The sequence below is a fragment of the Alkalinema pantanalense CENA528 genome (genome assembly GCF_050753345.1).
GTDB lineage: Bacteria > Cyanobacteriota > Cyanobacteriia > Leptolyngbyales > Leptolyngbyaceae > Alkalinema > Alkalinema pantanalense.
Map to the genome: position 1 here is coordinate 1 of NZ_JBLZFX010000173.1, position 5309 is coordinate 5309.

The window sequence follows — 5309 nt, forward strand, 5'->3', positions numbered from 1 at the left end:
TTGAGTTGGGGAACTTAAGCCTCTCATGAAATGCCCCCTTCAACCATCCCTGTCTCAATTGAGACTTCACCTATAGCAACCCTTTCAACTCTTTTCTGCACCACTAAGGCCCAAATGGTTCGGGCGATCGCGGCACAGATGACCTATGAGGACTTGCCGGAGGATATCCGCGCGGAAGTGGATGCGGTGCGCCAGGAGGCTACCAGCCCAAAGCTGAATGTCGCAGCCGCAGCCACCGACCTACTGCATCAGTGGCGCAGCCGCAGCAGTCCAGCGGCCTAATCCAGTCACCCCTCGGTCAGCAGATTGTAGAGGCGATCTCCTTTGGGGAGGCGTTGCTGTTGGTCGGGGAGCTGGGGTCTGGCATTGAACAATGGCCGGAAGCGATCGCGGCTCACTTTGGTTCAACGTTGCGGGTGGCGATCGCGGTCTATAAGGGCAGTGTCAAGCTGTGGCTGCAAACGGTGGCGAAGGCTTGGGACATTCCCATTGATGATGGCGATGATGAGAAACCCCGTCCCCTAGGGGTCGATCAGCTGTGGGATGAGATTGGGTTGAATGTCAGCGATCGCTATTTGCTGGTCATTCCAGAGGCGCAGCGGCTTCCGGCTTCGGTGCGGTATCGGCTGTTGGATGTTCTAGGGGGTGGCTGTCGAGTCGTGGCGCTGGCTCCGATGAATCCGGGGCGGGATTTCTATTTGGAACTACTAGAGATTGAGTTACCGTTGCCCAGTGAGGCGGAGGTGCGGGCGGCGATGCAGGCGGAGGCGCAGCGGTTGGGGTTGGCCTTGGAGCGATCGCAGTTTGCCGAGCTGGAACCGATCGCGGGTCGCAATCCGAAGCTAGCGCGACGAGCCATCCAGCGGCGACGGTTGGGGCTGGAGCAGCAGCAGGAACATCGGCAGTATGTGGTGATTATGCCGATTCTGATTGCGCTGTTGTTTAGCTTTGCGGTGGTGCGGTTCGTCGGGCTGGGGACGAATAACCGTGGGCTTTACATCACGGGTGGGATTTGTTTGGTGGTGGCGATGGCGCTGAAGCAGTTGGGACAGGTGAAGGGCGCAAGGAAGCGGTTGGGTCAATAGAATAGGGGGGAAGTCAGAGCAGGGACATCCATCTCGCTGCAAATAAGAAAAGCCTAAGCACGGTCAATGCCAAGGCTTTGTCGATCCAATATTTCTTCAGGCACTTTGTCAGTGAAATACCCTGCCCTTACTTTTGCTGATGTGTTTCCGTCTCCGGAAGTACTCTCGATGTCTGTCGTGGTGGACTGTATATGAACAGCGACAGTACTCCGGCAACAACAATCAATCCAAATATCGCGCTCAGTGTGCCTGCTAGCCAGGGAGTCCATTTCACAGCGAGTGATTCCGAGATATTGATTTCAAGCCACCCTTTTTCAGGATGTCCGAGTTTGATCTTGAAACCCTGTGGTTCTGGGGTTTTGAGCGCTTCCCTCGAGGTTGGTTTGCGAAACATGGGTGCCTCCTTTTGGGGCTAGTAGTTATTAGCTGCGCCCTAGGTCACTTGGAACGCAGCGTTACCCGAGTATTCCTACAAAAAAACGTCTGGCTGAGGCAGTTCAGAAGGACTTGTGAGGCAATATTTGTGAGGTATTTTCTGAGTTTCAAGGTTCTTGGTTTTGACTGGGCAATTTAGATAAAGGTATTGCTGCTCAGCTTTTCCCATGATGTCCATCACCCACGCCACGATCGCCGCAGCAGGAGCCACCCTAATTCTCGGTACCGCCCCGAGTTCCTGGTCTTGGGGTTAAGCGCTGTATTTGATGGCGTTTGAGTTGAGGCTAGAGCGGAGACCCAGTGGTCAAGACGCGGTCACAGGAAGCTTTAGGCAACGCAGCCGATGACCTAGAACATACTGGGAAAATCTCGTGAACCGTGCAGTATCCGCAGCACCTCCACACAGTTAGGACGGATGCGATAAAAAATAATGTAATTTCCTTCTACTAGGCACCGCATTCCTGGCATGAGTTCGTCGCGCTGCGTCCCCATTTCTGGATTGTGCCCTAGGCTCTCACAGCGAGCATCGATCCGATCGAGAACCCGATCGGCGGCTTCCACATTGTCGGCACTGATGTAGAACCAAATATCGAGTAGATCCTCATCAGCTAGGACTGTCCGAACAACTGGCATCATGATGATTGCTGCTGACGACGGCGACGACCTTCGGCTTTGAGGTCAGCGATCGAGCGTTGGGAAATTTCGCCGCGATCGGCTTGGTCAATCGCTTGCTGAAGGTCTTGGCGCAGTGCATTCAGCTTCATTTCTTGGAGACTATCTTTGTCTTTGAGCAGACGTAATCCTTCCCGGATGACTTCACTGGCGGATTGATAGAGCCCGCTGTCTACTTTGCTTTGGACGTATTGCTCTAATTCGGCAGTTAGGGAAACGTTCATGGCGAATGTCAAAAATTAGCAATTTCTGTTATTGATTTACTTTAGCATCGGACTCCAACAATGGAATTTTCCGCCCTGCCAATCGAACGTTGCTGACTCAGAGGGCATTCTGGGCTGAATGAGTTTGTCCGTTCATGCCTATGATGTCCATCACCCACGCCACGATCGCCGCCGCAGGAGCCACCCTAATCCTCGGAACCGCCGATCCCTTGGTCTTGGGTTTAGCTGTCTTGGGTTCTCAGTTGCCTGACCTCGACACCACAACCAGCACGATCGGCCAAATCTGCTTCCCGATCGCCAGTTGGATTGAAAATCGCTATCCCCACCGCACCATTACCCATTGCCTGCTAGCCACCGCAGCCCTCACCGCTGCTAGCCTCTCGATCGGCTACGTTCTAGGGGGCAAATGGTCGGAAGCGATCGCCCTTCCCCTGGGGCATCTACTCGCCTGCTTTTCCGACACGTTCACCAAGCAAGGGGTGATGCTGTTTTACCCTTATCCTGCCTGGGCGATCAGCGTCAGTAACCCCCGACGACGGCTGCGGACCGGGGGCGCTGCGGAACTGTGGGTCTTGGCCATAGCCGCGATCGCGTTGGCCTTGGGGATTTATCTTGCCACCGGTGGCGGCATTACCGCGCAGGTGAACCAAACTCTGGGGCTGAAGGATGGCATGGTGGAGCTGTACAACCAAACCGCCGCCAGTCGCCAGGTCTACGCAGATATATTGGGCGTGTGGCAGAGCGATCGCACCCGTGCCGATGGGCGTTATGTGGTGCTAGCGAATGAAGGCAATGACTTTTACCTCTGGCAGAACGGCGGCATCTATCGCACCGGACAGCAACTCATCACGGAACGGCTGACCCTTTCTCCTGGAACCCCTGCCACGACTCGCACCCTAGCCCTGACCCTCGACGATGAAGACCTGGTGTCTCGCCTGGGGCTATTGCTGGCAGAATATCCTAACGCTTTGATCTTGCTATCGGGACAGATCACGATCGACAGTCCAGAACTGTTAACAGCGTTAACAACTGACCCGAGACAGTTTCCGACCATTGAACGCAACACCAACGCGATCAAACTGACCTATCACCCCCTAGAACTCGCGATCGCGCAATTAAAAGACCAGTACGCAACGGGTACAATAACGGTGAAGGTCATGAGTCCGAAACCGTGAGCGCAATCAATCCTGTCAAATAAACAGACTCGGTGAAACTTGGAAATAGTCCCCTAATGCCTTGGCCTGGGCTTTGCTAATAGTGCGTTTGCCGTTGACCACTTCTGAAACGACCCCGCTGGATCCCAGAATGCCGACAAGATCAGCTTGGCGAGTTTCACTGGTTTCCATTAGGTAGGTCAGCATCTCAAGCGGAGAAGCAGCGGGAATGGGATCTACGGTTTGCTCATAGGACTCAATCAGTGTGACGAGTAATTGATAGAGAGCCGTCTCCTCAGGAGTGCAATCGGACTTGAAGTGGAGTCGCTCGGTAATGGCCAAGAGGCGATCGTATTCTTCCTCAGACTCGATCGGTCTAGGAATCGTTTCAGTCAACAGGTCTCGGTAAGCAGCCGTATCAAAAGTAAGGGTCATTTTTCCACCGATCTTTGTCGTATTCAGCGTGGGTCAGCAGGTACTTGTAAAAAACGGTGCCCTGGGAATAGTTGATGCCGACAATCAGTCGGTAGGCATTCCCCTTGATATTGAAGACCGTGAAGTTGCCGACGGCTTCCGCCTCTCGAAAGACCCGTCGCACATCTTCTAGGTTCTGCCAATGGGCTTGCTTGACAACGTTGTACCAGTCTTCGATCGGTCTTTGGACATCGGGGTACCGGGCCGCATCCGATCGGAGTTTTCGGATCGCAATTAAATGCATCTCGGTCTATCCTTCTGTTCCTTGTTTGATAAAGATGCATTGCTTTGATCCTCTCGTTTTGAGAGGGGAATGTCAAGTCTAGGATTGAGGATGTTGTAGCGCTTCTTCTAGCATTAATCGTGATAACGGTGTTGTTGTATTGTTCCCAGCATTGTTGCAGGTGTGATACTTCGTTAATTTAGTTATCTCGGTTAACGCAATCGGGAGGCGGAATTGGGGATTTTAAAGATTCTCAATTGAGGGGGGACGATTCTCAATAGAGTCTCATTTTTGCCTGTATTTTTTGGGGGAAATGGCGGAACCCTTGAATTATCAGTAAAATTGAGTTCGTAAAACAACGAAATAGGAACTGATGCCTAAGGTCGATCGCAATGGTCAAGCTGCCGTCTTACAAGCGGACGATCTCGATCGGGTGTTTGCTCAGTTGACCCAACCCCATCGTTTGATTTTTCAGATTGCTTACTATACTGCTGCGAGAATTGGTGAGGTGGTGCAGCTCCAAGGGGAGGACGTGCTGAAGTCTCACTTGGTCTATCGAGCGCAGAATACTAAGACGAAACGCACCCGCGAGGTGGCGATCGCGCCGCCGTTGCGCAAGTTGTTAGACCAGGCGCAGTTACCCAGGTCGGGCTATCTATTCCCCGGTCGGTTTGGGGGGCATCTGACGACGCGGGCCTGTGATAAGGCGTTGCGGGAGGCGGTGGATTATTTGGGGATTCGGGGAGTGAGTACCCATAGTTTTCGGCGTTCTCTGCTGACGTATTTACATTTTGAGAAGGGGCATAGTCTGCGGACGCTTCAGCAGATTACGCAGCATCAAGATATTGGCAATTTGGCGAAGTATCTGGAGGTTGGCAAGCTGGAGGCTGATGAGGCATTGCGATCTGCCTGGGAGTAGGGGGGAATTGCAATACAACTCTTAAGTAGGAGGGGTAAATTAAATGTAAGATAGAAGGAACTTTTTTCTCTTTAAAATGCCAGCCCCTCTCCGTATCATTCTTAGCCCAGAAGACGATGAAAT

Annotated in this window: 9 protein-coding genes; 4 read left to right on the forward strand and 5 right to left on the reverse strand. The window is 52.9% G+C overall.

The genetic code is table 11. The features are described 5' to 3' along the window. Positions 1-30: 30 nt before the first annotated feature. Together ACN4EG_RS26960 and ACN4EG_RS26965 are read left to right on the forward strand one after the other, a co-directional pair. A complete protein-coding gene (locus tag ACN4EG_RS26960) occupies positions 31-282 on the forward strand; it encodes a hypothetical protein (RefSeq protein WP_431633375.1) in 252 nt (83 codons plus the stop codon). Further along, complete coding sequence (locus ACN4EG_RS26965; RefSeq protein ID WP_431633376.1) at positions 252-1085, forward strand: hypothetical protein; 834 nt, start codon at positions 252-254, stop codon at positions 1083-1085. Before ACN4EG_RS26960 ends, ACN4EG_RS26965 begins: the two co-directional genes overlap by 31 nt. 127 nt (positions 1086-1212) lie before the next feature. Here ACN4EG_RS26965 and ACN4EG_RS26970 read toward each other — a convergent pair whose 3' ends face one another. From ACN4EG_RS26970 to ACN4EG_RS26980, 3 genes are all read right to left on the reverse strand, one after another. Next, entirely contained in the window at positions 1213-1479 is a 267-nt protein-coding gene (locus ACN4EG_RS26970; protein ID WP_431633377.1) for a hypothetical protein, read from the reverse strand. 389 nt (positions 1480-1868) lie between these two features. Then, entirely contained in the window at positions 1869-2156 is a 288-nt protein-coding gene (locus ACN4EG_RS26975) for a type II toxin-antitoxin system RelE/ParE family toxin (RefSeq protein WP_431633378.1), read from the reverse strand. Further along, positions 2153-2416: a type II toxin-antitoxin system ParD family antitoxin gene (locus tag ACN4EG_RS26980; protein ID WP_431633379.1), complete on the reverse strand. Its 264-nt coding sequence runs from the start codon at positions 2414-2416 to the stop codon at positions 2153-2155. The genes ACN4EG_RS26975 and ACN4EG_RS26980 overlap by 4 nt, the downstream gene beginning before the upstream one ends. A gap of 134 nt (positions 2417-2550) precedes the next feature. Here ACN4EG_RS26980 and ACN4EG_RS26985 point away from each other — a divergent pair, with 134 nt between their 5' ends. Continuing rightward, complete coding sequence (locus ACN4EG_RS26985; protein ID WP_431633380.1) at positions 2551-3591, forward strand: metal-dependent hydrolase; 1041 nt, start codon at positions 2551-2553, stop codon at positions 3589-3591. A gap of 15 nt (positions 3592-3606) precedes the next feature. Here ACN4EG_RS26985 and ACN4EG_RS26990 read toward each other — a convergent pair whose 3' ends face one another. Then, entirely contained in the window at positions 3607-4005 is a 399-nt protein-coding gene (locus tag ACN4EG_RS26990) for a helix-turn-helix domain-containing protein (RefSeq protein ID WP_431633381.1), read from the reverse strand. Then, positions 3989-4288 carry a type II toxin-antitoxin system HigB family toxin gene (locus ACN4EG_RS26995; protein WP_431633382.1) on the reverse strand — a complete coding sequence of 100 codons (300 nt, stop codon included), beginning with the start codon at positions 4286-4288 and terminating at the stop codon, positions 3989-3991. Before ACN4EG_RS26995 ends, ACN4EG_RS26990 begins: the two co-directional genes overlap by 17 nt. 352 nt (positions 4289-4640) lie before the next feature. Here ACN4EG_RS26995 and ACN4EG_RS27000 point away from each other — a divergent pair, with 352 nt between their 5' ends. Then, complete coding sequence (locus ACN4EG_RS27000; protein ID WP_431633383.1) at positions 4641-5186, forward strand: tyrosine-type recombinase/integrase; 546 nt, start codon at positions 4641-4643, stop codon at positions 5184-5186. Positions 5187-5309 lie beyond the last annotated feature (123 nt).